The organism is Pseudonocardia sp. DR1-2, assembly GCF_023717215.1.
Classification (GTDB): domain Bacteria; phylum Actinomycetota; class Actinomycetes; order Mycobacteriales; family Pseudonocardiaceae; genus Pseudonocardia; species Pseudonocardia alni.
This window is the reverse complement of record NZ_JAMQOF010000002.1, coordinates 835,436-860,669: the sequence shown is the minus strand read 5'-3', so window position 1 is coordinate 860,669 and position 25,234 is coordinate 835,436. Positions and strand designations below refer to the sequence as shown.

Below are 25,234 nucleotides of genomic sequence, written 5' to 3'. Positions count from 1 at the left end.
GGAGTTCGGCGCGCGCCCGTAGCGCTGCTCGAACAGCTCGAACAGCTCGCCGGTCTTGGCGGTGACCGCGCGGCGACGCTGGGAGAACAGCGCCATCGTCTCTTCGGCGATGCCGACGACCTCGCGGGACTTCCCGTCCGGGCGGGTCGCGAGCAGCATCCCGAGGGTGTGGGTGATCCGCTCTTCGCACGTCCGCTCCGCGACCGCGGCGGCGGCCGGGCGCCACCGGTAGAGGCTGCGCCCGTCGAGGGTCCGCCACACCCCGTCGGGGCCCTCGACGCGGTTGAGGATCGTGTCGTGGATGTGCAGCTGCGGGTCCCGGTCGCGGGAGTCGTGCTGGAAGAACGACGCGACGACGAAGTTGTGCGCGTCGACCCACCGGCCCGCGGTGCCGCCGTGGTGCCCGACCCGGGAGTACCCGGCCTTGTCCTGTAAGTACGCGAGGGCGGCGTTGTTGCCCGCCCAGATCGCGTCCTCGACCGCGGTCCGGAACTCACCCCACGCCGCAGCGGTCTTCTCATCGCCGGCGTTGCGGGCGGCGACCTCGCGGGCCTCGAACGCGGTATGCAGCAGCGTCACCGACTTCTGGACCGAGAAGGTGACGTCGAGGAACGCGACGTTGTGCCGGGCCGCCTTCCCCGCCTCGGTACGCAGCTCGGCGCGGCGTTCCGCCGCCGCGTCCGGTTCGCGTTCCAACGCGGCCGCGTAGATCTCGTCCTCGGACAGGTACCGGCGTCCCGTGTGTCCCAGCGTCCCGACCTCGTCCCACCGGGACGGATCGTGGAACCCCTCCTCCCGTGGGTCGATGAAGCGTTCGTAGACCGCGCGCATGTCCTGGGCCTCGACCAGCCCGCGTAGGCCGAGCTTCTCCGCCCCGGCGCCCCACCAGCGCCCCGGCGGCTCGCCCTCGGCGACCGCGCCGGTGTAGTAGTTCTCCCGCCCGGCGGCGACCTCCTTCAACAGGTACTCCGGGCTGTAGCCCGAGGCGATGCTCAGCACCCCGTCCACCTCGACACGGTCTTCCGACGGGTCCCGTCGAGGTCGGCGGCGCACGGCCGGTGGCGTGGCCGGCCGGAGGCCGGCCCGCCCCCTCGGATCGTGATGCATCGGTGTGCTGGCGTTGATCTTGCGCACTTGTTGCTCTGTTCGGGGTAGTCGCTCTCGGTTCTGGTGTTCTGCTCGGTCGCGGTGGTCTTCTCGCTACTGGTGGTCATCGGGTGGTCCTGTTCTGGGGCTCGTCGGGGACGAGGTGCAGGCCGCTCGCGGCTTGCGTTGGGGTGTCGCGGAGCTGCTGGAGTGCTCGGGCGGCGGTACCACGGCCGACCTCGGCCATCTCCTGCAGCTCGCGCACCGTGGGGAGGGCGCCGTGGCGCTCGCGGTGGGTGAGGGCGGTGGTGCGGGCGCGCTCCTGCGCGCCCGCACCCGACCCGCCCGTCCCACCGGCCGAGGACGGCGCGGGCCGGTCCGGCCGGACGGCCGGGCGCGGTGCCGGGTGGGACACCGGCCGCGGCGGGCCCGGGATCACCGGCCCGTCCAGCGCGGGCGGGACACCCGTCCCGTGTCCCACGGTGTCCGGGCGTTCCACCGGTGTCCGGTCGGTCGAGGGGACGGTGATGGTCGCCCGCACTCGCGGTCCGGCAGCGCGGTCCGGCTCGACCGGGCCGTGGTCGGCCGCCGGGGCGGCGGTGCGGGTCTCGGCGAGGAGGTAGAGCAGGTGCGCGACGACGGCGGCCGCGACCGCGGGCCACGCTCCGACCCCGAACCGCAGCGCCGAGTTCACGGCCAGCTCCCCACCCGCGGTGACCGAATCGGAGGCGAGATACACCGCCTGCGCGAGCCCCGACAGCCCGGCCGAGACGATCACCACCGACCAGGCGTAGCGGGCAGCCGACCCCGACAGCCGGGCCGTCGCGGTGTAGGCGACCAGCGCGAGGCCGTCGGTGATCAGCGGGTAGATCCAGGCGATCCCGGCCGGGACCCGGGCGGCGAGAGCGACCTCGAACAGGCCGTGCGCCGTCGCGACCGCAGCGCCGAGCGCGACGGCCAGACCCGGCAGCCAGATCGCGGCGCGACCGGCCCGGCCGGTGCTGCGTGCGGTCATCGCAGCGCACCCCCTATCGAGCCCTGCGCCACACGGTCGTCGGTGGGCGGCTCGGGTGGCGTCTGCTCCCGCCCGGTCGCCCACCAGTCGACGATCAGGTCGGTGTGCCGGGTCCCGGGCACCGGCGCGGGGGCCCCGGGCGGGGCTCCCCAACCGGGCCGGGTCTGGTGCGCCTCGATCGAGCACGACCCGACGCTCTTGCGGAGCCGGTTGACCACGCCGGGGCGCTGGCGGTCGTGCCAGTCCCCGGCGAGCTGCACCGAGGCGTCCGGGCCCTGGTAGGCCGCGCACCAGCCGTGCATGAGCCACAACAGTTCCTCGACGACGTCGGCGTGCCAGGCCCAGCACTCCGGCACGACGGCGGCGCCATCGGGGTAGCGCAGGAACACCCGGCGCAGCCACTCGGTCAGCTCGTCGAGCAGCTGCGCGACCTGCTCCGGCTCGGCCGGGGCGAGCAGCCACGACGGCGCAGCAGCCGGACGGCGGCGGGCCGCCAAGGTCGCCAGGACCTGCGCGGTCTCGGCCACGACCTGCGTCAGCTCGTCGATCCGGCCGTTAACCGGGCCGAGCATGTCGAGGCGGCGGGTCAGGTCGTCGACCTGCCTGGCCAGCCCGACGACGGCGGCGCCGGTCGCGCCCCCGTTCTCGGGCCGCTCCGCGCGGGGCTCGGGGTGCGGGGGCGTGTTCATCGACCCCACCCCCCGTCGTCGGCGGCGGAGTCGGTCACCCGGTCCGCTGCCGGCGGGTCGCGGTGGTCCAGGTCGTCGGTGACGGCATCGGCTTGGGTCGCGCGGACCAGACCAGAGACGCGGCGTATCTCGGTGTCGGTCAGCGGGCGGACACCGCCCGGGGCGGTGTCGTCCGGGGTGAACCACATCCCGCCCGTCGGGTCACGGTCATCCGCGTACTTCGCCTCGGTCGCGGCGGCCCGGTACGGGGCGTTGATCATGTCCTCGACCCGGCGGAGCTCCATCTCCGTCGCGGCCCGGTCGTCGGTCGGGTCGTCGTCGACGTGGGCGATCGCGTCGGGGCGCGCCTGATGCGCGGCGTCGTGACCCTCGGAGAACCAGCCGTCGTCTCCGGACTGCTGCTCCATCTCCGCGCGCAGCCGGCGTAGGGCGCCGTCGTACTCGCGCTGCTCGCGCATCTGGTCTCCGATCAAGTCCAACAGCCGGTCGCGGTCGGCCTCGTAGCGGGCGATCTCGTCGTCGTTCAGGGCTCCGGCGGTGCGCGCGGCGAGGAGGGTGCGCAGGCGCTCCTCCAGCGCGACGACCTCGGACTCGGTGATCTGCGGTCGCCGCCTCATCGGTCCGCCTGCCCGTCCGTGCCCGGCCGCGGGGCGGCGGGGGTGTGCAGGGACTGGTCGTGGATGACGGCCAGCTCGCGGAACATCGCGTTGGCGTCCCGACGCCGCTCATGGCGCTCGGCGAACCGGTCCGGCCACCACGTGGCCAGGACCGAGAGCGCGGCCTGGGCGACGTCGTCGCGCCACATCCGCAGCTCGTCGAGCTGCAGCGCCCGTGCCGCGCGGGCGTCGGCCCGGCGGGCATCGCGACCATGGGCACGGACGTCACGACGAGTCCACGCCATGCGGGCCCGGCCGATCACCGGCGCGATCCCCCGGCGGATCACCACCACCCGACCCGCCGGCAGGTTCGCGATCTGCGCCGGAGCCAACACCGGCACCTTCCGCACCGACCTCGACGCCACCCGGCCGTGCTCGTCGGTCGTCGACACGCGCTCGTCGCGCTCGCCCGCGAGGGTGGACCAGAACTCCAGGTCCGCCTTGTCACGGGTACCGCCGAAGAGCATGACCGCGGCCGTGTTGTTCAGGATCGTCGCGGCCTTGTGCTCACCCCACCGGGCGAGAAGCTGGGCGCGGGACTGAAACGCGCACAGAATCGTCACGCCCCGACCGCCCATGTCGGCAGTCCAGGACTCCAGCGGTACCGGGGAGATGAGGGCGGCCTCGTCGAGGAACAGCCCGAGCGGCGGATCCAGCCGGCCCTTCGGCTGCCCGGCCGCGAGACGGCGCGCCTCCCGGGCGATGTGACCGGTCAGCGCACACACCAGCGGCGCGGTCTGGGCCTCCTCCGCTCCGAGCAAGAACACCGTCGCCCGCTCGCCCAGGAGCCGAGCGACGTCGAACCCTGCACCCGGCTCGGCCGCCGCGGCGGCGGCCGGGTGGGTCAGCCACCCCAGGGCGGGCATCACCGACGAGGTGATCGAGGAGCGAGTGCGCTCGTTGGTGGTGATGAACTGCATCGCGTCCTGCTCGAACGCCGTCACCCCCGAGCGACGCAACAAGGCCGGGACCTCGCGACCGGCCGCGTCGGGGTCGGCGACCCATCCGAGCACGTCGGCCATCCGACGTCCGCCGAGCGCCGCGGCGTGTAGAAGAGCGGCCAGGACGCGGCGGGCCTGACCGTCCCAGAACTCCCGATCCCCACCGCCACCAGAGGCGACGGCAGCGAGCATGTCGGTGGCCCGCTCGGTCGCCGTGACCGGGTCGGTGCAGCCGGTGAGCGGGTCGAAGGTGATGGTGGAGGTGCGGTCGCCGAGTCCGGCGGGGTTGAACACGAACACCTCCCCGCGGGCCTGGCGCCGGATCGGCGCGCACAGATCGAGCAGGTCGGTGCGGGTGGAGGTGACCAGCGCGGCGCCGGGGGCGTCGAGGACGCGTCCGGCGAGCCAGCCGGTCTTCCCGGTGCGCGGGCCGCCGACGACGATCACGACGTCCTCGACCAGCGCCCACACCCGCAAGGCCCCGGTGCGGCACAGCTCGACCGCGGCCTCGGTGGTCGCGAGCCGGGCCCGCTGCCAGCGCGGCAGCTCGGACAGCGAGGGGCGGACGGTGCCGGTGCGGCGCCGGACCGCGAATGTCCCGGCGTGCCGCACGATGTCCAACGACGACGCCACACCCACCTTGCGGCGGGACCGGGACGCCCACCGCGACACCGTCGCGGACGAGCGGGTCCAGCGATGCCAGACGATCACCGCGGCCAGCCCGGCGACCGCGACGAGGGCGGGCCAGGACAGGGTGGTGACGATCGTCGCCGCCGGGAGCAGCGCGACCGCGGCGAGCCCGGCGGCCAGGCCCCGGGCGCCACGGGAGAACGCGAGCAGCGCGCCCCCCGCGAACACGGCCAGGACCACAGCGGTGGAGCTGTACAGGATGCTCATCAGTCCTCCACCCCCGTCAGCTCGACCCACGCCGCCACGTCCGCCCGGTGGCGAGCGCAGGAGTCGGCGTGACCGGTCTCGTTGTCGGTCGGGTGGGACTCGAACGGCCCGTCGTCGGTGACCTGCTCGCCGCAGGTCGAGCACCGCCAGAACGCCGACGGCGTTCGGAACGACCGGATCCCCTCCCGCTCCGGGTCGGGGACCCGGCCGCACACCAGCCAGTCGAACGCCGCCTCCCCCACCGGCGCCCCACCGGTCGGCAAGCTGAGGACCGCGCCGATCTCGTCCCACGACCGGCCCGCCGCCCGCGAGGAGCGGGCGTAGTCATAGAGCTGGGCCTCGGCGACGCTGCGCATCAGCAGCGCGGCCCGGACCCCCGCCAGCGGGTCATCCAGCTTCTGGTCGGTGAACACCGTGAACCCGGGGATCAGGACCTCGACCTCGGTCGTGCCGAACACCTCGACCGCGATCCGGCGGACCAGCTCCCGGATCCGACCGGCGGCCTGCCCGGACTTCGACACCCTGAACGGCTCGCCCATCACCGACCACCACCAGCGACAGCGGCCAGCTCCGAGGCCCAGCGGTCGACCGTCCGGCGGGACACCCCGAACGCAGCCGCGACCTCCCGCCGCGGGACGCCCTGCGCGAGGGCGGCCTTGCCGTCGGCCACGATCGGGGACCGGCTCCGCGACGGGACCTGTCGGGCTCCTGCCGGGACCTGGAAGGTGACCGCGCCCTGGCACGCCGTGACCCGGTGCGCGGGCCGGGCCGGGCGGGCCCGTCGGCGCTCCGCCGCGGTCATCCCGCCGGCGATGCCGTCCGGCTGGCACTCGATCGCCCAGGCCAGGCACGCGGCCTGCACCGGGCACCGCCCGCAGACCCGCTTTGCGCGGGTGACCTGCCGCGAGTACGCGGCACCGTCCTCCGCGACCGGGAAGAACAGCTCGGGGTCCACCGACAGGCACCCCGCGCGCTCGCGCCACCGGTCGTCGTGTCGCTCTACCATCGTCTCCTCGCCTGCCTTCTGCTGATGTGCGGTGAGAGCGGCCCGGCGGCTGTGTCCCGCCAAGAACCCGTCGCCGGGCCGTCCCTCGTGGTGTGTGCTCGCCTCGGTCATCGCGTGTCCCCGTGCTCCGGGGTCCGGGCCGGGGCGGCGAACAGCCCCGGCATTGCGTCCAGCTCGTCGCGCCGCCGGTCCCGGTCCGCGGCGCTGTCGCGACCCGCCCGGGCGCCGGGCACGACGTCGGTCAGGTGCGCCAGCCGCGCCGGCAACGGCCGGTTCTCCAGCAGCGCGAGCGCGACCTGTCGCGACGGGCACTCCTGGCGCCGCGGCACCGGCCACCCGCACCCTGGGCACCGACCCGCGGTCGGGTTGTAGTGCTCGACGACGATGCGCAGCCGCTCCGTGCGTCCGGTCGGGGACAGCAGCCGCGGGTCGAGGTCGTCGGGCTGCGCGACCGGGTCCCGGACCCCGCAGTCCGTGTCCGGCCGGGTGCTCACGTCCACCACTCCCGGGCGACGCCGAGCGACGCGCCGGAGCCCTGCTCGGTGAGCGCGTAGCGCAGTCCGCCCGCCTCAACCGGCTCCGGGACACGTCCGGCCCCGTCCGGGCACAGCACCGACCCGTCCTCGTGGGAGAACTCGGGCAGGTGCCCGGCCCGGGCGGGCCAGCCCGCCGGCGGGACGTCGACGACCGGGGACCAGCAGCCCGGGCACACCAGGTCCGCGACGTCGACGACGTCGTCGCCGAGCACGTGGTCGACCGGGTACTCGGCCGCCGCGCTCACGACTTGCTCCCGGATGTCCCGGCCTGCTGCGTCCCGTTCAGCGCGGGGGTCGCGGCCTGGTCGAACGCGGACATGAACGTCCCGACGGCCGCGGGGACCCCCGCTCCGACCGGGGTGGCGATGAACAGCACCAGGGCCAGCGCGGCGAACGCGACCGCGCCACCGGCCGAGCGGGCCTTGGCGCAGATGAACGCCCCGACCAGTGCGACGAGGATCAGGACTCCGACGCTGCCCATCACGCACCGCCCCGCAGGTCGGCGGACGCCCCGGCGACGGCGTTCTCGACGAGCGTCTCGATCACCCGAGCCGGGACCAGCCAGCGGCCCCGCACGCGGACCGCCCGCAGCTCCCCGGTCGAGATCGCCCGGTAGACGGTCATCCGCGACATCTTCAGCATCGCGGCCACCTCCTGGACGTCGTAGAAGGTCGGCCCCGCACTCGGGGCTCCGGTGGTCGTCATCTCTGCTCTCCGTTCGTATCCATACACACATGGTGCACCATATGCATATGGTGCACAAGGTTGCGTTGAGGTGGCTCCCGCCGTGCGTGGCGACTACGCGCCCGTCACCGGGCTGCGTAGGCTCCCGACCGGAGGAGGCCGATGACCGAGCACACGGGGCGCCCGAAGTACCTGCAGGTGGCCGACGAGCTACGCCGCGCGATCCGCGCCGGCTCTTACCCCGTCGGGAGCGAGCTGCCCTCGACCTCGCAGCTCACCCGCACCTACGAGGTGTCGACGACCGTCGTGCGCGCCGCGGTCCGCGAGCTGAGACAGGAAGGCGTCGTCCAGGGCCAGCCTGGCAAGGCCGTCTACGTCACAGCCGAACCCGGCGAGACCCCCGACGGCGCTGACCGTTCCGACCTCGCCGTCCGACTGCGGGAGCTGGAGGACCGCACCTCGACCGCCCTCGCCGCGCTCGAAGCCCGGGTGACGGAGCTGGAAGGGCGGGTCTCGCCGCCGTAGCTCCCCGGACCGCCTGTTTGCTTCTGCGATGCTCTCCATGCGAATCAGCAAACAATGTCGGTGCCCCTACCTACAGTGTGCTCAGGGGGTGCATCCGTGCACAGGGGGTGCACACGGGGTGCAGGCAGCCCCTCCGGGCGGTGGTACGGATGGGCGGGGCGACGCCGAACGTCGCGCTCGGTCGCGCGATGGCCGAAGCCGAGATGACCAACAACGGGCTCGCCCGCCGGGTCCGTGACCTCGCCGCGCGGCGCGGCGTCCGTAGCGCCGCCGACCACGTCGCCGTCAAGCGCTGGCTCGACGGCACGCAGCCCAAGGCCGAGACGGCCGTGCTGATCGCCACCTGCCTGTCGGAGAAGCTCGGTCGCACCATCACCACGTACGGACTCGGCTTCACCGCCGTCGTCACCGGCGACGACGCCCCGACGCTCCCCGTCGAGCCGGTCGTCTACCCCGACGACGCCGACACCGCGACCGACCGTCTCGACTCCGTCGCCGCGGCCGACACCGCGGGCATCCTCGTCCCCGGCCCGCACGCCTGGGACGGCTTCTCCACCCCGTCGATCATCACCGGCTACCTGTTCGACGACCGCAGCGAGTACCGCCGACCCGACACCGACGACGCCCCGGTCGACGCCGAGGCGATCCGACTGACCACTGCCCGCCTCATGGAGCTGGACTTCCAGCTCGGCGGCGGACACACCCGCGAGCTACTGCTGTTCTATTTCCGCAGCCAGGTCCTCCCACTGCTCCGCTCGCTCCCCCGCGGAGCCGGCCGCGCGGACATCCTCTCCGCAACCTCGGAACTCGCCCAGATGCTCGGCTGGAGCGCCTACGACGCCGGACGCCACGCCGCCGCGCAGCGCTACCTCACCTACGGCCTGCGCCTCGCCCGCGACGCCGGGGACGTCCTACTCGGCGCGCGACTCCTCGCCAACCTCAGCCACCAGGCCAACTACCTCGGCCGCTACCGCGACGCCGTTCAGCTCTCCCGCGCGGCGATCACCACCAGCACCGGCATTCCCGCCCCCGCCACCCTCGCGATGCTGCACGCGATGGAGGCGCGAGCCCTAGCCTCGCTCGCCGACGGGCCCGGCGCCGAGCGCGCCCTCGGGCGGGCGGAAGCGTCGCTGCACCAGGGCGGCGACGCCGACCCGGCATGGATCGGCTACTTCGACCCCGCCGAGCTGGCGGGCGAGGCCGCCCACTGCTTCCGCGACCTCGGCCGCGGCGAGGAGACCCGCTACTTCGCCGGACTGGCCGTCGCCTCGGATGCGACCCCGCCCCGGACCCGGGCGTTCATCAACATGGTCTCCGCGGCCGGGGCGCTGCAGGAAGGGTCGCTTGACGAGGCAGCTGCGATTGCCCTGTCTGGGATAGAACTTGCAGGGCCTCTGCAGTCAACTCGCTACCAGCACTACGTCACCGACTTCGTGCGGCAGGCAAGTTCGGCGCATCCACGAGATCAGCGAGTAGTGAAGCTCGCCGCTTTCACTGATTCACTACTACGATCGAACCGGCGAGGATTCACTTGAAGTGAGGAGAATTGAGGAGGAGAAGGATCGACTCACCTGACTGGATGGAAACTAAGGCCACTGGGCCTATTAATCGGATCTACCTTACTTCATAGAATCGAGTGCCAATAAATGCGTCTTCGTGAGATCTTTCTTCGATGGTATAAGTCTTTCAACTACGACTACGAAATGAAGGCCAACCCCAATGCAACGAAGAAGGGGTGGCAGGACACGAGCGATGGATGGCTTCCTCATGTTCGAGTACGTCTTGAAGACGATATTACGGCAGTAGTCGGAGCCAATGAGTCCGGAAAGTCTCACTTGCTCGATGCAATAAACATAGCGCTGACTGGAAAGGAACACAGTCAGCGCGACTTCTGTCGATATTCGAATCTATTCTCAGTTGAAACAGGACAAAGACTTTACCCCGAGATCGGCGCTCGGCTGGAAATTGCCGAAGCTGACGCCGCAGCAATCGCAAACCTCGACATCCCTCTGCTGTCTAACAATGAGCTACTCATGATCCGGCCCGAACCCGGAACAATCCAGGTCCTGAACTCGACGGAAGAACGAGTGCGACTGACCGAATTTCAGCGAGTCGGACTGGAAGCGCTCCTGCCCTACGCCTACCACCTCAAGACTCAAGTTGACCTTCCGGACTCGGTTTCAATTGCCGCGCTAGCTGGAACCGAAGCCCTATTCACTAACCGCCGACAGAGGATCAATATCCTCCGACTCCTGTCGGACGTAGTCGACTCGGATGGTATTGGAGCAAAGGCGCCCGAACTGCTCAAAGCAATATCTGGAAGCGCCAACTTCGAGGAAGAACAGCAGGCGCTTGGTCGCCTCCTGCTAACGAAAGTTGCGAGAATCGATTCATCCGCTTTTATAGATCTCCAGGACGCCATCTCTAACGAACGCGAGGGGCTCGTCAACGCCCTAATCCAGGAGATGAACGACTCCATAGCGAGACACCTGAACATCTCGAAGTGGTGGAGTCAAGACGAGGACTTTCAGCTTCGCGTGTCACCTCGCGAGCACGAACTCGTATTCACTATCCGTGACAGGACAGGAACGGATTACTCGTTCAGCGAGCGCAGCCGTGGGCTCACGTTCTTCTTGAGTTACTACGTGCAGCTAAGGTCCCACGATAGGCCACAGAATCGCCCTGAGGTCCTATTGATGGACGAACCGGACGCATACTTGTCTGCTCTCGGACAGCAAGATCTACTCCGCGTACTTGAGAATCATGCCAACCCTGAGGACTCTGAACGCACTGACCAGATCGTATACGTCACCCACTCACCGTTCTTAATTAACCGAAATGCCGGATATCGGGTTCGAGTGGTCGACAAGGGTGCGCGCGATGAGGGGACTCGCCTCGTCAAGGACGCTACACAGAACCACTACGAGCCTCTACGCACTTCCCTCGGAGCATTTGTAGCCGAGACGGCCTTCATCGGGGGTGACAATCTCTTTATCGAGGGCATTGCGGATCAGGTGCTTATCTCTGGGATGAATTCTCGTCTCCGTCGACAGGGCAAGCCGCCAAGCGAGTGCCTAGACCTTAACCAGGTGACTCTGGTCGCAGGCGGAGCCAATATTCCATACATGCTCCACCTCGCTCGTGGTCGTGATCAGTACAAGCCAGCTTGTGCCGTGCTCCTAGATGGCGACTCCGCCGGAAAGTCTGCAAGACGAGCTATCCTCAAGGGAGGCGATAGAGGCCGCCCGACAGTACCTGAGGATTTGATCATCATGGTTAGCGACTGGGCACACAAGGTCGACGCACAAGGTGCCGACGGCGTCACCATCGAAGAACCCGAAGACCTCGTCCCAATCGACCTGGCAGGAGCTGCGGCACGTCGCTATGCCGTCAAGTTGCTGGGAGCCACCAGCGATGAGACGGCAGCGCTCACCAATGAGCTCATTCAAAGTTCCATCACTCCTGACAATCCGTCCCTCTGGGACGCCGTCGCAAAGTGCTTCTTGGATGCATTCGAAACCGAGATCGGCAAAGTTGGGTTCGCCAAAGAACTAGTCTCGCTCTTGAACGAGTACGATAGCGAACCAGAAGCACGTACCTCTGTCGGAGTCCTTGATGCCAACTTCGCAGCCCTCATTCGGCATCTCGCGGAGAAGCTTCGCCTCGCGCGCGACAGAGAGTACGACAGTCGACGAGAGCACCGAGTCAATCGGATTATCGAAGAATTCGCAGACGACTATCCAACAGGATGTATTCGAGATCGAGCTTCCGTCATGCTGAGTAGAATCGATGCAGCAACCGACAACAGCACTGCCGGAGACACTATTCGCGCCGGAACGACAGCTCTGCGTCGAGACTACCGACTCAGCTCCGAGCCACTCGAACGAGTTCCCGACTATCCGCTCTTCCTAGAGCGCCTTCGGCACATACCCGTTCTTGTGCGCCTGGAAGACCAGGGAGTTTTGGACAAAGAAGCCTTAACGGCCGACACGTCAAAACCAAGGGGGCGCGCGGCAGGCAGGCCGACTACGTCGAAGAGTCAAAGGAATTCTTGAAGCATCCGAGAGGAGACCAGTCAAGAACGTTGAACTCGACTCGCCAGCCCGGCTACGGCTCCACCATCAGAACGGGCGCCACTCGCCACTAGTGAGTTGACCTCGAATCGTCCTCATTCTACGCTCATACTCGCTACGAACTTCCGAGCCCTCATTTATATTTTGCATCAGCCAAGTCGTCATTTTGATTGACTGGACTCGAAGGAGCGTATCGAATCCCGACCAACGAGTCACATCGAACCCATAGGCGTCGACGAACTCCGAGTACTGCTGGCGGGTCCAGAAGCCCGCGACCTGACGTTCGGTAGCAGTCACATTTAGATCCCATTCCGGCTGCCCTATTGCCATGTTCTCCAGGTCAATTACGAGCGGCTGACCGTCAGCCCGGACCATCAGGTTCTGCACATGCGCGTCTCCATGCATTACCGTGAGGGCAAGTGGGAATTCCAATTCCCGGAGCTGTACCCGAACCTTGTCGAGGGTTTGAGCGAGGAACGCTCGGTCATCTTCTGGGATGGGCGACTGCTCGATTCGGTGGGTGACCCGAGCGAACGGGTCGAACGCAGGCAGCTCGGGCGCCTGTTCGACGGGCAGCTCGTGGATGGACCGCAGGATGCGGGCGAGGTCCCCGACGTCGCTCGGCCGTCCCCGCCGACCGTCGATGTACTCCCAGAACGTCACCGGGTGCCCGTCGACGTCGAACGGCTGCTCGTCGACGCTCGCAAGCCGAACCACACGGACGCCCTGCTCCGCGAGCCACCGCGACATCCGGACTTCCTTTACCGCGTCGGGCCACCGGCGCGAGGAGCGTGCGATCCGGACCACGACGGGCGCACCCGCGAGCCGGTAGATCGCGTTCTCGCCGAGGCGGAGCAGCTCGGCACCGTCGGCCGGAAGACCGGCACGGCGGCAGGCCTCACGCAGAACGGGGAGGGTCGATTCACGCCCGAAGGTCGGGGAGCTGGGTTCACCGGCCACCCCGCAACCGTACGGAGGGGCCGCTACCACCGCAGCGTCATCGGAGCGACGGGGGACGTCGGGTCGACCGGCGCCACCTCCAGCTCGTAGCGCCCGATCCAGGACTCGCCGCTGTCGGTGTGGTCGGCGTCCTCGATCCTGGCGATGCCGACCAGGTGGGCGCGGAAGCCGTCGAGGTCGGCGAGGCTGCCCGCGACGACGCGCGGCGGGTAGCGGACCCCGTCCGGTCCGCGAACGGTGAGCGTCCAGTACGACGACGGCCCCGCCGGCGAATCGGCGGGCGCCGCCGCCGGCGCAGGCGCCGGGTCCGGCGGCTTGACAGAGGCGGCACGGGCGGCCACACGCGGCCGCCCGGGGCCGTCGGCGATCACTCCGGTCGCGCGCAGCACACCCACCGCCCGGCGCGCGGTCGACAGCGACACTCCGTGGTCGGCCGCGAGCGCCTCGGCCGTCGGGATCGGTTCGCCGGTGACCAGCGCTCCGACCTCGATCCGTCGGGCGACCGCGGCGGCGACGAGCTCGTAGGGATGGCGAGGCGCACGGGCCACCGGCTCGCCCTCGACCGGCCGGGACGGCATCCCGGCCCCGATCCCGACGGCGGCCCGCTGGTCGGCCTCGGAGACCCACGCCGTGTACGTCCGGAGCGTCGTCACCCCGCCGCTGCCGTGGCCGAGGCGTCCGGCGACCGTCCGCAGGTCGACGCCCGCGACGATCAGCTCGGTCGCGGAGTAGTGCCGGAGCTTGTGGAACGTCGTCCTGATCCCAAGCCGCTTCGACAGCCGCTCGTAGCGCTGGGTCACGCTGTCGGGCAGGACGAAGTCCGTGCCGTCCGGTGAGCGGCCGAAGACGAACCCGTCGGGGTTCGGCGTCAGACCGAGCGACTCGGCCCGGCGTTCGTACCGCCGACGGTGCTCCCGCAGGACCTCGGCGGTCTCCGGGTCGAGTGCGATCCGTCGTTGCTGGTGGGTCTTGAGGTCGCCCTCGACGGGGCGGCCGTCGTCGCCCTTCACGATCGCTCGGCGCAGCCAGATCGTCTCCCGGCCCTCGTCGAGCACGACCTCGGGCCAGCGGACGGCGCACAGCTCTCCGCGACGGGCGCCGGTCGTCATCGCCGACCAGACCAGCGCGCCCCAGTCCGGGTCCTCCCACGCCGCGGTGACGATCGCCGCGGCCTGCGCCACGCTCGGCGGCTGCGGGTTCGGTTTCGACGCGGGCGGCGGCTCTGCCTGGCTGAGCGGGCTGGTGACGATCCAGCGCCAGCGGACAGCCTTGCGGAATGCGCCGGACAGGATGAAGTGGATGTGCCGGACCGTCGACGCGGACAGCGGGCGGCACCGGTGCGGTCCGCACAGGGCGTCGCAGTCGTGCGGACCTCTCGTCCGGTGGTCGGTCCGGCGGGACCCGTCACAGTGGTCCCGACACCGGCGGAGCTCGGCGTAGTAGGAGTCCAGGGTCTCGGGGTCGAGCTGCGCCACCTTGACCGTCCCCAGCAGAGGCACGACGTGGTTGCGCACGTAGCCGCGGTAAAGGATCCGGGTGCTCGCGGCGCCGTCGAACTGTTCGAGATAGCGGTCGAGGAGCTGCTCAATCGTCGCCGCAGTGCGTGGGTTCCGGCGCTCCGCGACCTCCTGGACCAACCGGGCGCGGACCGCCTCGGCCCTGGCCTCGACGTCCGGCCCCGCTGGCACGACCTCGACCAACCGGTGCTTCTTCTTCGTGACCGGATCGGTCCCGGCGTGCACGCGCACCCGGCGGGCGCCGCTGGGAAGGACGTCGATCGCGCCCCGTGGGCTCCGTCTGCGCTGGTCACGAGGGGCCATGTGGTCACGGTAGGTGCTCACGTGGGTCACAAAAGGGGTCATGCGAGCGGTTCTACCGGAGACGGTCCGGGAGTAACCGCTGGTCAGGCGTGGAGCCGGAGGTCGGGATCGAACCGACGACCTACCGCTTACAAGGCGGTTGCTCTACCACTGAGCTACACCGGCGGGCGTCCCCAGCCTAACCCGCCCCTCCGTCGCAACCGCTCACCCCGCCCGGCCGTCGGACGGTGTGAGGTCGGCCGACGCCCCGACGCCGGTCGGCGGCCCGCCCCTAGCCTGGTGGGCGACACCGGACCCGCACGACGGAATGGAGGGATCGTGGCCGAGGAGACGCCGACGGCCGACCGGTTCGCACGGCGACTGCGCGGCGCGCTGCGGCGTGACGCGAAACGGCTGCTCACCCCGGGTCCGTCGACGGTGCCGATGCTCATGCTCGGCCCGCAGGTCCCCGACGACGCCCGTGTGCAGGAGGTCCTGGACCTCTGCATGCGGATCGGTGAGATCGAGCTGTCCTCCGGCGAGTCGGTCGACGAGGTCACGGCGACGATGCTGCGGCTGGCCAACCTGGCGGGTCTGCCCGCCGTCGACGTGGACATCACGTTCACCTCGATCACCATGTGCTGCCACCGGGGCAACGCCGCGCAGCCGGTGACGACGATGCGGCTGGTCCGCTACCGCACGCTCGACCTGTCCCGGCTGGCCGAGACCGAGGAGATCATCCGCGACGTCGAGGCGGGCCGGCTCGACGTGCGGGCGGCGTCGTCGAAGGTGTCGGAGGTCGTGCGGCACCCGCACCCCTACCCCCGCTGGGTGGCGACGTTCGGCTGGGCCGCGCTGGCCGCGTCGATCGCCCTGCTGCTCGGTGGCGGTCCGCTCACGGCGACGACGGCGTTCGTCACCACCGCGATCATCGACCGGATCGGCCGGTTGCTGGCCCGGCGCGGGGTCGCGGCGTTCTTCCAGCAGGTGGTCGGCGGCTTCCTCGTCACCGCCTCGACGGTCGCGCTGGTGCAGCTGGAGGTGTTCCCGCCGGGCACCCGGGCGTCCTACGTCGTCGCGGCGGGCATCACGGTGCTGCTGTCCGGGCTGAGCGTGGTCTCCACCGTGCAGGACGCCCTGACCGGCTACTACCTGACCGCGGCCGCCCGCATGGTCGAGATCTCGCTGCTGTCGGCGGGGCTGCTGACCGGTGTCGTGCTCGGGCTGCAGCTGGGGCTCGCGATGGGCACCCAGATCGAGGTGTCCGGGGACCTGCCGTCCGGGCCGGGCCAGTTCGGGCTGTCGCTGGTCTCGGGTGCGCTGGCGGCCGCGTTCTACGCGCTCGCCGGGTACGCGCCGCTACGGTCGCTGCCGATCGCGGGTGCGGTCGGCGCGTCGAGCTGGCTGGTCTACGGCCTGCTCACGCAGAACGCCGGGCTCGGACAGGTGCCCGCGACCGGGGCCGCGGCGCTCGTCGTCGGCCTGGCGGCGGGCCTGCTGCGCCGGGGCACCCAGACCCCGCCGATGGTCGTCACGCTGGCCGGGGTCACCCCGCTGCTGCCCGGTCTCGCCGCCTACCGCGGCTTCTACCAGCTGGCGATCGAGGGCCCCTCCGAAGGGCTCGTGACGATCACGATCGCGCTGGCCGTCGGGCTCGCGCTGGCGGCGGGTGTCGCCCTCGGGCAGTTCGTGGCCAGCCCCCGGCGCCGGCCGGAGGACCGGCCGGGCGGAGCCGAGAACTCGCCCACCGGCGGCGCGGCCGTCGGTTCCCCGGTGTCGGACGCCACGGCCGACGGGGCCGATCCGAAGTAGGGTCGGCCGCGGGGCGAGCGTCGAGGAGGGCATGTGTCCACAGGGGAACCGGTGACCGCAGCGGATCTGGTGGTGGTGGCCAACAGGCTCCCCGTGGACCTGGAGCGGCATCCGGACGGCAGCACCACCTGGCGTCGCAGCCCGGGCGGCCTGGTCACGGCGTTGGAGCCGACCCTGCGGGCCCGGGAGGGTGCCTGGGTCGGCTGGCCCGGCGTCCCCGACGCCGAGGTCGAGCCCTTCGCCGAGGACGGCCTGTCGCTGTTCCCGGTGACGCTGACCGCGCAGGAGGTCACCGACTACTACGAGGGCTTCTCCAACGGCACGCTCTGGCCGCTCTACCACGACGTCGTCGCGCCGCCGCAGTTCCACCGGCACTGGTGGCGCGCCTACACCGCGGTGAACCAGCGCTTCGCCGAGGAGGTCGCGAAGGTCGCCGCCCAGGGCGCGACCGTCTGGGTGCAGGACTACCAGCTCCAGCTCGTCCCGGGGAAGCTGCGCGAGCTGCGCCCGGACCTGCGGATCGGCTTCTTCCTGCACATCCCGTTCCCGCCGGTGGAGCTGTTCCGCCAGCTCCCGTGGCGGACCCGGATCATGGAGGGCCTGCTCGGCGCGGACCTCGTCGGCTTCCACACCGACGGTGGCGTCCGCAACTTCCACTGGCTCGCCCAGGAGCTCGCCGGGGCCTCCCCCGACCGCGACCCCGAGGTGCTCCACCACGGCGGACGGCGGATCCGGCTCGGCGCGTTCCCGATTTCGATCGACTCGCACCGGCTCGACGAGCTGGCCCGCACCCCCGAGGTCGAGAAGCGCGCCGCCGAGATCCGGACGGAGCTCGGGAGCCCGGAGAAGATCGTGCTGGGGGTCGACCGGCTCGACTACACCAAGGGCATCGACGTCCGGCTCCGCGCGTTCCACGAGCTCCTCGAGGAGGAGCGGGTGTCCGTCGACGACGCGGTGATGATCCAGCTGGCGACGCCGTCGCGGGAGCGGGTCGAGCACTACCAGCAGATGCGCGCCGACATCGAGCAGGCCGTCGGCCGGATCAACGGCGAGTTCGCCCGCGTCGGGCACCCGGCGGTGCACTACCTGCACCGGTCGCTACCGCGCGAGGAGCTCGCCGCGTTCTTCCTCGCCGCCGACGTCATGCTCGTGACCCCGCTGCGCGACGGCATGAACCTCGTCGCCAAGGAGTACGTCGCCTGCCGCCCCGACGACGGCGGCTGTCTCGTGCTCTCCGAGTTCGCCGGTGCCGCGATCGAGCTGACCAGCGCCCTGCTGGTCAACCCGCACGACACCGACGGCGTCAAGGAGGCGCTCTACGCGGCGCTGACCATGAACGCCGAGGAGGGGCGCAAGCGGATGCGCACGCTGCGCCGCCAGGTCCTCGACCACGACGTCGACCGCTGGGCCACCGGGTTCCTGGAGGCGCTCGGCATCCGGGTCGAACAGTGAGCCCCGACGCCGCCCTGGAGCAGCTCGCCGGCGTGGGGCGGCTGCTCGTCGCCCTCGACTTCGACGGCGTACTGGCCCCGCTGGTCGACGACCCGTCGGCCTCGCGGCCGCTGCCCGCCTCGGCCGACGCCGTCCGGCGCCTCGCGGCGCACGACGCGACGACCGTCGTGATGCTGTCCGGCCGGGGCCGCGACGACCTCGCAACCGTCTCCGGGTTCGTCCCGCCGGTCGGGCTGGTGGGCAGCCACGGCGCCGAGTACGACGACGGGCTCGCCGCCCTGCTCGGGCGCGGCGGCCTGCTGACGCCTGAGCAGGAGCGCCGGCGGACCGCGCTGCTCGACGGCCTGCGCACCCTGGTCGACGGGACCCCCGGGGCGCGGCTGGAGACCAAGCCCGCGGGCGGAGCGGTGCACGTGCGCGGCATGGACCCGGCCGCCGGGGCGGCGCTGCTGGAGCGGGTCCACGCCGAGTGGGCCGGTGACGGGGTCGACGCCGTCGCGGGCAAGGACGTGCTGGACCTGGCCGTCGTCGAGACCACCAAGGGCTCCGCGGTGGAGGCGCTGCGGTCGGCCCTGCACGCGGACGCGGTGCTGTTCGCCGGGGACGACGTCACCGACGAGACCGCGTTCCGGGTGCTGGGCGGCGGCGACGTCGGCATCAAGGTCGGCGACGGCGCCACCGCTGCCCGCTTCCGGGTCGCCGACCCGCAGGAGATGGCCGGGGTCCTGGAGCGGCTGGCCGCGCTGCGCTGCGGGTCCTGACCGGGTCCTGACCGGGTCGCGGCAGCTCAGTCGAGGTCGGCCAGCGCGGCCGGGGGCTCGCGGCACGGGTCGTCGGCGGCGGGCAGGTCGGAGGCGTTGCCGGGGATCCCGAGGCCCTCGGTGGCGGCGAGCCCGCCCATCTGGGTGTACCAGCGCGGGGCGCGCTCGCGGGCGTGCCAGTAGCCCTTCGCGCTGATCCAGCCGCGTTCGCCGGGGTCGGCGACGCCGTTGCCGTTGGCGTCGCCGAGGAAGCGCATGCCGCCGCCGGGGGCGCGTTCGACGTGCAGCGGGGACGGCAGCAGTCCGATGAGCTGGGCGGACTCGTCCACGCTGAGCGAGCGGCTGGACTTGCCGAAGTAGTACCAGGAGGCGGCGCAGACGCCGTAGACGCGCGGCGCGAACTGCGCGACGTTGACGTAGATCTCCAGGATCCGGCGCTTGGACATGACGAGCTCCATCGTCTCCGCCGGCGGGATCTCCAGCGCCTTGCGCACCGGTTCCAGCGGCGGGTAGCGCCCGGCCCACAGGAACAGGTTCTTCGACGTCTGCTGGGTGATGGTCGACCCGGACGGGTCGTCGGTGCCGTCCATGTACGCCTGCACACGCGCCCACTGCATCCCGTAGTCGACGGCGAGGGTGCGCTCCGGGAACTGCTGGTCCTCCTGCCCCATCACCACGATCAGGAAGTTGCGCGACACGTGCTCGGCGTCGGTCCACTGCGCGACGGTCGGCCCGAAGTTCCACAGCCGGAACATCGTGTACGGCGGGTTGACCAGGGTGAACAGCAGCACCAGGACCAGCGGGACGGCCTGGGCGACCAGGGCCCAGCGCAGCAGCCTGCGCAGCCGGGCCCGGGTCGACGGCGGCGGGGTCCCCGGGGGCCGCTGCGGCCGCAGCCGGCGCAGCCGGTCCCGCAGGGCCGCGACCTGCGGCCCGATCGGGCGGCGCGGGGCGGGCCCGGACTCCGGGCGGGGCACCGCGCCCGCACCTCGGCGCGGGGGCGGGCCGGTCCGGCGGGCGCCGCGACGCGTGGGCAGTGGCCGCTGGGCCGGGTGGAGCACGTCCGGGCGGTCGGACGCCACGGGGCGCGGGATCGGGCGCCGGGCGTCCGGGGAGTCGGACGGAGCGGGGCGCGGGGCCCGACGCAGGCCGTCGGGGCGGTCGGGCGGCGCGGAGGGCCGCGGGGCCGGCGGGGGTGGCACGGCGCGGGCCGGCCGCCCGCCCGCCGGCGGACGTCCGGGAGGCGGGGGCGGCACGACACGTGGCGGCCCGGCCCCGGGACGCGACGCGGGAGGCGGCATCGGGGGGCGCCGCCCGGCGGGGCCCGGGGGCGGTGGTGGCGGACGGCGACGTGGGTCGCGCTCGTCGTTCAGCGCAACCTCCCCCTCGCCCGGTCCGGCCACCCGGACGGGCGACCCGAACCCGACGATACCGACGGGGCGGGAGGAACCGTGGCCGGTCCGGGTCAGCGCGGCGGGCCGCAGGCCGGGTCGACGGCGTCGAGCACCTCGACCTCGTCGCCGACGGCGATCTCGGCGCCCGGGTCGTCCGGGATCAGGTTGACCCCGAACCACACCTTGCCGTCGAACCGCCGGTGCCGGGCCAGGGTCGCCATCGGCTCGCGGCCCTTGACGGCCGTGTCCGGGTCGACGGTGGTGAGCACGCAGCGGGCGCAGCCCTTGGCCACCCGGAACTCCGCGGCGCCGATCCGGATGCGCCGCCAGCCGTCCTCGGCCCAGGCCGGTGCGCCGTCGACGACGGCGTTCGGGCGGAACCGGGTCATCGGCAGCGGGGCCTCGGCCGCGTTCGGGCCGTCGGCGACCAGCGCGTCCAGCGCGTGCAGCGAGGCCGTGGAGGCGAGCAGCAGCGGGTATCCGTCGGCGTAGGAGACGCGGTCGTCGTCGTGGGAGAAGCCGGGGTCGGGACGGCGCCGGGCCGGGTCGTCGAGGTGGATCAGCCGCACCGGGTCGCCGAGCAGCTCGGAGAACCAGGCGTCGGCCGCCGGGCCGACCGGGACGCCCGCGGTGTCCCAGCGGTGCACGCGGGCCGGCACCGGCTCGCCGTCGGGCACGGGGACCGTGAGCGGCGGCAGCCCCGGTCCGGTCAGGCGGAGCCCGTCGGCGGCGGGGGTGGGCGCGACGAGCACGAGCCGCGGGTGGGTGCGCGCGGTGACCACGGCGCCGTCGTCGCGGACCAGCATCCAGCGCCGGTCCCCGGCGAGACCGGCCCGTTCGACGACGGCGCGGGCGACGTCCGCGCCCCGGCAGGACTTGACCGGGTAGCGGCGCAGCCCCGTCAGGCTCACCATCCGGAGAAGAACTCCCCGGACTGGCGCAGCCCGCGGGTGGTCGTACCGACGATCAGCTCGGTCGGGAGCGTGACGTGCTCGGGGACATGGCGGTCGCCGCGTTCGAGCAGCAGCCGTCCGGCCTCGAGGCCCTTCTCCCGGAACGGCTGGCGGACCGTGGTCAGGCCGACGCGCTCGGCGTCGGGCACGCCGTCGAACCCGGCGACCGAGAGGTCCTCGGGCACCCGCAGGCCGCGGTCGCGGGCCTCGCGCAGCGCGCCGAGGGCGAGGATGTCGGAGGTGCACACCAGCGCGGTGATCCCGGGATGGGAGTCCAGCAGGGTGGCGGCGCCGTCCGCGCCGGCGTCGAGGGAGTGCTCGAACCGCTCGATGACCGGGACGTCGGCCCAGTCGACACCGGCCTCGGCGAGCGCCGCGCGCAGCCCGGCGAGGCGCTCGCGCTGCACGGCGTAGGAGCTGCCCTCCTGCCGGGCGACGTCGGCCCTGCCGTCGTGCCGGTGCGAGGACAGGCGCATGCAGAGCACACCGACGCGGCGGTGGCCGAGCTCGACGAGGTGCCGCCCGAGCGCGAGGGTCCCGGCGCGGTCGTCGACGCCGACGCGGTCCACCCCGGTGATTCCGGTGGGCTGGTCGCAGACGACCGTCGGCACCGGGCGCTGCAGGACGGCCCGGAAGTGCGGGTCGTCCTCGCTGACCGAGTAGACGACAAAGCCGTCGACCCCGGCCTGGTAGACGGAGTCGACGTCGGAGTGCTCGGGGCTGACCGGGATCAGCAGCAGGCCGGTGCCCGCCTTCTCGCAGGCCAGCGCGAGCCCCTCCAGGAAGCCGGTGGCGCCCGGGTCGCGGAAGGCGTAGCTGAGCGCCTCGGTCAGCAGCAGGCCCACCGCTCCGGCACGCCGGGTGCGCAGCGAGCGGGCGACCGGGTCCGGGCCCGGGTAGCCGAGCCGCCGGGCCGCCTCCAGGACGCGCTCGCGCAGCGGCGCGGACAGCTGGTCGGGGCGGTTGTAGGCGTTCGACACGGTCGTCCGGGAGACCCCGAGCTCGGCGGCCAGCGACGCGAGCGTCGCCGGGCGCCGCGGGTGCTGGGGGCCGGTCATTCCCCGAACGGTAGCGGCGCGGTCACGCACGTGAAAGTCCGCCCCGACCGGCCACGACGGGATCACACGCCGCGCGCGTTCCGGGCTCCCCGTACAGCGGTAGAGTGAATCTGAGAACGATTTCCAATAAATCTATGCCGATATGTTGATGGGAGTTCCGTCCGTGTCCCGATCCCCGCTCCGCCCGGCCGCGCTCGTGGCCGGGCTGGCCGCACTCGCCCTGGGTCTGACCGCCTGCGGCTCCGGCCAGGTCGACGCCCCCACCAGCGCCGACACCCCGCAGGTGAAGATCGTCGCCTCCACCGACGCCTGGGGCGCGGTCGCCCGCGCCGTGGGCGGCAACTACGCCAGGGTCGAGTCGGTCATCAGCTCCCCCGACGTCGACCCGCACGGCTACGAGCCGACCCCGCAGAACGCGGCGACCGTCGGCGAGGCCCAGCTGCTGATCATGAACGGCGGCGGCTACGACGCGTTCATGACCGACCTCGTCGCCGCGTCCGGCAACAAGGCCCCGCTGGTGGACGCCGTCGAGGTCTCCGGCATCGAGGGTGCCCAGGAGGCCGCCGCCGACGACCACGGCCACGACCACGCCGCCGGGGCCACCCCCGAGCCCGCGGGCGAGGCGGACCACGAGCACGAGCACGGCTCGTTCAACGAGCACGTCTGGTACAACCCGGCCGCGGTCGGCCGCGTCGCCGAGCAGCTCGCCGACCAGCTCGGCCGCATCGACCCGAGCGCCGCGGAGTACTTCCGCACCAACGCCCAGACCCTCGAGGGCGGCGTCGCCCAGCTGACGTCGAAGGCCACCGAGATCGGCCGCGCGCACCCGGGGGCCCGGGTCGCCGTCACCGAGCCGGTGCCCGCCTACCTGCTGCAGGCCGCCGGGATCGCGAACGCGACCCCGCAGGAGTTCTCCTCGGCCGTCGAGGAGGGCACCGACCCGCCGGCCGCCGTCGTCGCGCAGATGCTGGGGCTGTTCACCGCGCAGCCGCCGGTCGACGCGCTGATCCTCAACAGCCAGACGACCTCGCCGACCACCGACCAGGTCCGGGACGCCGCCCAGAAGGCAGGCGTCCCGGTGGTCCAGATGTCGGAGACGCTGCCCGCGGGCACCACCGACTGGGTGCAGTGGATGAACGCCAACCTGGACGAGCTCTCCGCGGCGCTGAACCGCTGACATGGGTTCCTCGCACCAGTCCGCGCTGTCGCTGCGCGGGGCGGGCCTCCGGTTCGGGGACCGGACCCTGTGGTCCGGCCTCGACCTGGACGTCGCACCCGGCGAGTTCGTCGCCGTCCTCGGCCCGAACGGCTCCGGCAAGACGACGCTGATGCGCGTCCTGCTGGGGCTGCTCCCGCTCTCCGACGGCACCGTGACCGTCGGCGGGCACACCCCTCGGCGCGGCAGCCCCGAGATCGGCTACGTCCCGCAGCAGCAGCCGCTCGACCCGGACCTGCCGCTGCGCGGGCGCGACCTCGTCGGCCTCGGGCTCGACGGGCACCGCTTCGGTCTCGGCCTGGGCCGGCGACGCGAGCGGCGCGAGCGCGTCGACCGCGCGCTGGCCCAGGTCGGCGGCACCGGGTACGCCGACGCCCCCGTCGGGCGGCTGTCCGGCGGCGAGCAGCAGCGGCTGCGGGTCGCGCAGGCACTCGTCGGGGACCCGGCGGTGCTGCTGTGCGACGAGCCCCTGCTCAGCCTGGACCTGTCCCACCAGCGGATCGTGACCCGGCTGATCGACGAGCGCCGCCGCGCCGCGGGCACCGCGGTGCTGTTCGTGACCCACGAGATCAACCCGGTGCTGCCGCTGGTGGACCGGGTCCTCTACCTCGTCGACGGCCGGTTCTCGATCGGCACCACCGACGAGGTCATGACCTCGGAGACGCTGTCGCGGCTCTACCGCACCGACGTCGACGTGCTGCGGGTCCGCGACCGGCTGGTCGTCGTCGGGGCCGAGGACTCCCCGGTCACCCGGGACGAGCACGCCGAGCACGGCGTCGCGGTCGGGGGTGGCGCGTGACCGAGTTCCTGGCCCGGATCCTCGACCTGTCCGGCACCGGCACGCTGCTGGGCTACCCGTTCGTCCGCAACGCGCTCATCGCCTGCGCGGTGCTCGGGCTGGTCGCCGGGCTGCTCGCCCCGCTGATCGTCAGCCGCGGGATGGCCTTCGCCGTGCACGGCACCGCCGAGCTGGCCTTCACCGGGGCCGCGGCCGGGCTGCTGCTCGGCGTCGCCGTCGGGGTGGGGGCGGTGGTGGGCGCCGTCGTCGCCGCAGTGATCTTCGGTGTGCTGGGCCTGCGCCAACGCGAGCGGGACTCGGCGATCGGCGTGGTGATGGCGTTCGGGCTCGGCCTGGGCGTGCTGTTCCTGGCCCTCTACGACGGCCGCTCCTCCAACCGGTTCGGTCTGCTGACCGGCTCCATCGTGTCGGTCGACCAGCAGAACCTGTGGGTGCTGGGGGTCGTCGCCGTCGTCGTGCTCGCGACCCTGGCGCTGCTCTACCGGCCGCTGCTGTTCGCCAGCACCGACCCCGACGTCGCGCTGGCGCGCGGCGTGCCCGTCCGCGCGCTGACCCTGGTGTTCGGCGTGCTGATCGGCCTGGTGACGGCACTGGCCGTGCCGATCGTCGGGGCGATCCTGGTGCTGTCGGTGCTGATCGTGCCCGGCGCCGCGGCGAACCGGGTCACCGCGAACCCGCTGCTGGCGACCGTCCTCGCGATCGTCATCGCGGAGGTCGCGCTGGTCGGCGGGACGATCCTGTCGCTGGCGCCGGGGCTGCCGATCTCGGCCTACGTGGCGACCATCGGGTTCGTCGCCTACCTGCTGTGCCGGCTGGTGGGTCGCCTCCGCGGCCGCGGACCGGTCCGCGCCTGACCTCCCCCGGTCGCACGAACGGGCCCCTCGTACGAAGGTTCGTACGAGGGGCCCGTTCGTGCAGGGAG

Annotated in this window: 25 protein-coding genes and 1 tRNA gene; 9 read left to right on the top strand and 17 right to left on the bottom strand. The window is 72.0% G+C overall.

Annotation, left to right across the window (positions count from 1 at the left end; all coding sequences use genetic code 11):
- The 11 genes from mobF to ND486_RS08950 form a co-directional block, all read right to left on the bottom strand.
- Nucleotides 1-1,008, bottom strand: a 1,008-nt coding sequence (gene mobF, locus ND486_RS09005; RefSeq protein WP_251783662.1) for a MobF family relaxase, incomplete at its 3' end; no start/stop codon positions are given.
- 202 nt (nt 1,009-1,210) lie between these two features.
- Complete coding sequence (locus ND486_RS09000) at nt 1,211-2,101, bottom strand: hypothetical protein (protein ID WP_251783660.1); 891 nt, start codon at nt 2,099-2,101, stop codon at nt 1,211-1,213.
- On the bottom strand, nt 2,098-2,790 hold the full coding sequence (locus ND486_RS08995; protein WP_251783658.1) for a hypothetical protein: 693 nt from the start codon (nt 2,788-2,790) through the stop codon (nt 2,098-2,100). The genes ND486_RS09000 and ND486_RS08995 overlap by 4 nt, the downstream gene beginning before the upstream one ends.
- The gene (locus ND486_RS08990) at nt 2,787-3,407 is read right to left on the bottom strand and encodes a hypothetical protein (protein WP_251783657.1); all 621 of its coding nucleotides are present in this window, start codon (nt 3,405-3,407) and stop codon (nt 2,787-2,789) included. Before ND486_RS08990 ends, ND486_RS08995 begins: the two co-directional genes overlap by 4 nt.
- A complete protein-coding gene (locus ND486_RS08985) occupies nt 3,404-5,284 on the bottom strand; it encodes a type IV secretory system conjugative DNA transfer family protein (protein ID WP_251783655.1) in 1,881 nt (626 codons plus the stop codon). The genes ND486_RS08990 and ND486_RS08985 overlap by 4 nt, the downstream gene beginning before the upstream one ends.
- Nucleotides 5,284-5,823, bottom strand: a complete 540-nt coding sequence (locus tag ND486_RS08980) for a hypothetical protein (RefSeq protein ID WP_251783653.1) — start codon at nt 5,821-5,823, stop codon at nt 5,284-5,286. Before ND486_RS08980 ends, ND486_RS08985 begins: the two co-directional genes overlap by 1 nt.
- A complete protein-coding gene (locus ND486_RS30010; protein ID WP_374231387.1) occupies nt 5,823-6,290 on the bottom strand; it encodes a WhiB family transcriptional regulator in 468 nt (155 codons plus the stop codon). The genes ND486_RS08980 and ND486_RS30010 overlap by 1 nt, the downstream gene beginning before the upstream one ends.
- A 107-nt stretch (nt 6,291-6,397) precedes the next feature.
- Nucleotides 6,398-6,784: a hypothetical protein gene (locus tag ND486_RS08965; RefSeq protein ID WP_251783651.1), complete on the bottom strand. Its 387-nt coding sequence runs from the start codon at nt 6,782-6,784 to the stop codon at nt 6,398-6,400.
- Entirely contained in the window at nt 6,781-7,071 is a 291-nt protein-coding gene (locus tag ND486_RS08960; protein WP_251783649.1) for a hypothetical protein, read from the bottom strand. Before ND486_RS08960 ends, ND486_RS08965 begins: the two co-directional genes overlap by 4 nt.
- The gene (locus ND486_RS08955; protein WP_251783647.1) at nt 7,068-7,307 is read right to left on the bottom strand and encodes a hypothetical protein; all 240 of its coding nucleotides are present in this window, start codon (nt 7,305-7,307) and stop codon (nt 7,068-7,070) included. The genes ND486_RS08960 and ND486_RS08955 overlap by 4 nt, the downstream gene beginning before the upstream one ends.
- The gene (locus ND486_RS08950) at nt 7,307-7,531 is read right to left on the bottom strand and encodes a helix-turn-helix domain-containing protein (RefSeq protein WP_251783645.1); all 225 of its coding nucleotides are present in this window, start codon (nt 7,529-7,531) and stop codon (nt 7,307-7,309) included. The genes ND486_RS08955 and ND486_RS08950 overlap by 1 nt, the downstream gene beginning before the upstream one ends.
- A 141-nt stretch (nt 7,532-7,672) precedes the next feature.
- Between ND486_RS08950 and ND486_RS08945 the strand changes: the two genes are divergently transcribed.
- From ND486_RS08945 to ND486_RS08935, 3 genes are all read left to right on the top strand, one after another.
- On the top strand, nt 7,673-8,035 hold the full coding sequence (locus tag ND486_RS08945; RefSeq protein ID WP_251783643.1) for a winged helix-turn-helix domain-containing protein: 363 nt from the start codon (nt 7,673-7,675) through the stop codon (nt 8,033-8,035).
- Nucleotides 8,036-8,184: 149 nt separating this feature from the next.
- Nucleotides 8,185-9,570: a hypothetical protein gene (locus ND486_RS08940; RefSeq protein WP_251783641.1), complete on the top strand. Its 1,386-nt coding sequence runs from the start codon at nt 8,185-8,187 to the stop codon at nt 9,568-9,570.
- Between the two features lie 168 nt (nt 9,571-9,738).
- Nucleotides 9,739-12,090 (top strand): ATP-binding protein, encoded by a 2,352-nt coding sequence (locus tag ND486_RS08935; protein ID WP_251783639.1) that lies wholly within the window; start codon nt 9,739-9,741, stop codon nt 12,088-12,090.
- A 66-nt stretch (nt 12,091-12,156) separates the two neighbouring features.
- Here the strand turns inward: ND486_RS08935 and ND486_RS08930 are convergent, their stop codons facing one another.
- The 3 genes from ND486_RS08930 to ND486_RS08920 all read right to left on the bottom strand — a co-directional run bounded on the left by ND486_RS08930 (nt 12,157) and on the right by ND486_RS08920 (nt 15,053).
- The gene (locus ND486_RS08930) at nt 12,157-13,068 is read right to left on the bottom strand and encodes an aminoglycoside phosphotransferase family protein (protein ID WP_251783638.1); all 912 of its coding nucleotides are present in this window, start codon (nt 13,066-13,068) and stop codon (nt 12,157-12,159) included.
- 23 nt (nt 13,069-13,091) lie between these two features.
- Entirely contained in the window at nt 13,092-14,888 is a 1,797-nt protein-coding gene (locus ND486_RS08925; RefSeq protein ID WP_251783636.1) for a tyrosine-type recombinase/integrase, read from the bottom strand.
- Nucleotides 14,889-14,978: 90 nt separating this feature from the next.
- A tRNA-Thr gene (locus ND486_RS08920) sits at nt 14,979-15,053 on the bottom strand.
- A gap of 153 nt (nt 15,054-15,206) precedes the next feature.
- On the opposite strand from ND486_RS08920, the gene ND486_RS08915 reads away from it, so the two are divergent.
- From ND486_RS08915 to otsB, 3 genes are read left to right on the top strand one after another with little or no spacing between them, the layout of a single operon-like run.
- Nucleotides 15,207-16,679, top strand: a complete 1,473-nt coding sequence (locus tag ND486_RS08915) for a threonine/serine exporter ThrE family protein (RefSeq protein WP_251783634.1) — start codon at nt 15,207-15,209, stop codon at nt 16,677-16,679.
- 33 nt (nt 16,680-16,712) lie between these two features.
- Complete coding sequence (locus ND486_RS08910; RefSeq protein WP_208822997.1) at nt 16,713-18,131, top strand: trehalose-6-phosphate synthase; 1,419 nt, start codon at nt 16,713-16,715, stop codon at nt 18,129-18,131.
- The gene (gene otsB / locus ND486_RS08905; RefSeq protein WP_251783632.1) at nt 18,128-18,892 is read left to right on the top strand and encodes a trehalose-phosphatase; all 765 of its coding nucleotides are present in this window, start codon (nt 18,128-18,130) and stop codon (nt 18,890-18,892) included. Before ND486_RS08910 ends, otsB begins: the two co-directional genes overlap by 4 nt.
- 26 nt (nt 18,893-18,918) lie before the next feature.
- Here otsB and ND486_RS08900 read toward each other — a convergent pair whose 3' ends face one another.
- The 3 genes from ND486_RS08900 to ND486_RS08890 form a co-directional block, all read right to left on the bottom strand.
- Nucleotides 18,919-19,869: a transglycosylase domain-containing protein gene (locus tag ND486_RS08900; protein WP_251783630.1), complete on the bottom strand. Its 951-nt coding sequence runs from the start codon at nt 19,867-19,869 to the stop codon at nt 18,919-18,921.
- Between the two features lie 488 nt (nt 19,870-20,357).
- Nucleotides 20,358-21,200 carry an MOSC domain-containing protein gene (locus tag ND486_RS08895; RefSeq protein ID WP_251783628.1) on the bottom strand — a complete coding sequence of 281 codons (843 nt, stop codon included), beginning with the start codon at nt 21,198-21,200 and terminating at the stop codon, nt 20,358-20,360.
- The gene (locus ND486_RS08890; protein ID WP_251783626.1) at nt 21,194-22,297 is read right to left on the bottom strand and encodes a LacI family DNA-binding transcriptional regulator; all 1,104 of its coding nucleotides are present in this window, start codon (nt 22,295-22,297) and stop codon (nt 21,194-21,196) included. The genes ND486_RS08895 and ND486_RS08890 overlap by 7 nt, the downstream gene beginning before the upstream one ends.
- Nucleotides 22,298-22,460: 163 nt before the next feature.
- Here ND486_RS08890 and ND486_RS08885 point away from each other — a divergent pair, with 163 nt between their 5' ends.
- The 3 genes from ND486_RS08885 to ND486_RS08875 are packed head-to-tail and all read left to right on the top strand — an operon-like array spanning nt 22,461 to nt 25,166.
- Nucleotides 22,461-23,474, top strand: a complete 1,014-nt coding sequence (locus ND486_RS08885; RefSeq protein ID WP_251783625.1) for a metal ABC transporter solute-binding protein, Zn/Mn family — start codon at nt 22,461-22,463, stop codon at nt 23,472-23,474.
- Between the two features lies 1 nt (nt 23,475).
- On the top strand, nt 23,476-24,312 hold the full coding sequence (locus ND486_RS08880) for a metal ABC transporter ATP-binding protein (RefSeq protein WP_251783623.1): 837 nt from the start codon (nt 23,476-23,478) through the stop codon (nt 24,310-24,312).
- An 8-nt stretch (nt 24,313-24,320) separates the two neighbouring features.
- The gene (locus ND486_RS08875; RefSeq protein ID WP_178375804.1) at nt 24,321-25,166 is read left to right on the top strand and encodes a metal ABC transporter permease; all 846 of its coding nucleotides are present in this window, start codon (nt 24,321-24,323) and stop codon (nt 25,164-25,166) included.
- Nucleotides 25,167-25,234 lie beyond the last annotated feature (68 nt).